At 62.4% G+C, this 749-nt stretch carries 1 protein-coding gene; it reads left to right on the forward strand.

The window, feature by feature from the left end; translation table 11 throughout:
* A partial coding sequence (locus tag AC1DIS_RS30065; protein ID WP_477781313.1) for an immunoglobulin-like domain-containing protein occupies positions 1 to 749 on the forward strand: 749 nt, incomplete at both ends.

Here is a 749-nt window from a genome sequence, read left to right on the forward strand (position 1 = left end):
GTCGGCGCCAGCAGCGGCTCTGTTAATTTTGTTGCACCCAACGACGCGTTAGCCGGCGGCAACTCCCTGAGCGTCAAGATCGACGATGCCAAGGGCGGCAACTACGAGAAGCTGGAAGTCGACGGCAAGTCGGCGGATACCTCGGTGACCGACACACCGGACACCACRACCCTCAGCCTGAGCGCATCCAACTCGGTGGCTGAAGGCGGTTCCATCGTTTACACCGCGACCCTGACCAAYGCCSCYGGCACACCCGTGACCGTGACCCTGAGCAACGGCGCCGTCATCACCATCGACGCCGGTAAAACCACCGGCACCGTAACCGTCCCGGCTCCATCCGATGACGTTTACAAAGATGCCGGTACGGTCCAGGCCACCATYTCCACCGCCACCGGTGGCAATTTCGARAACCTGGTGCCGARCACTGCCCCGGCGGTCACCACCGTTACCGACACCATCGACACCAGTACCGTTTCGCTGAGTGCGACTGCGAACGTCGCCGAAGGTGGGACCGTGGTGTACACWGCGTCCGTATCGGCACCGGTCACCGGTTCGCCAGTGGTCGTGACCCTGTCCAATGGCCAGACCATCACCATTCCGGTCGGCGCCAGCAGCGGCTCTGTYAATTTTGTTGCACCCAACGACGCGTTAGCCGGCGGCAACTCCCTGAGCGTCAAGATCGACGATGCCAAGGGCGGCAACTACGAGAAGCTGGAAGTCGACGGCAAGTCGGCGGATACCTCGGTGAC

The sequence above is a fragment of the Pseudomonas sp. 05N433 genome (assembly GCF_056396925.1).